General features: G+C 63.6%; 1 protein-coding gene. It reads left to right on the top strand.

Annotation, left to right across the window (positions count from 1 at the left end; genetic code table 11):
* Positions 1-239 (top strand): thymidylate synthase (locus F1003_RS16365; protein ID WP_235898442.1); only part of this gene is annotated, 239 nt, incomplete at both ends.

Genomic DNA, 239 nt, shown 5'->3' with positions numbered 1-239 from the left:
GCGCGCCTGACGGGCTACAAGCCGCGCTGGTTCACCTACTTCATCGGCGACGCGCACATCTACGAAAACCATATCGAGATGGTGACCGAGCAATTGAAGCGCAAGCCCTTCCCCGCGCCCCGCTTCGTCATCGCCGACCGGGTGCCCGACTTTGCCGTGACCGGCAAGTACCAGCCGGAATGGCTGGAACAGGTCGAACCTGCCGACTTCAGCCTGGAAGGCTACGAGCACCACGCGCC

The sequence above is a fragment of the Winogradskyella ouciana genome, assembly GCF_009709615.1.
GTDB classification, from domain to species: domain Bacteria; phylum Bacteroidota; class Bacteroidia; order Flavobacteriales; family Flavobacteriaceae; genus Winogradskyella; species Winogradskyella ouciana.
The sequence above is the reverse complement of the archived record's forward strand: the minus strand, read 5'-3'. Positions and strand labels throughout refer to the sequence as shown.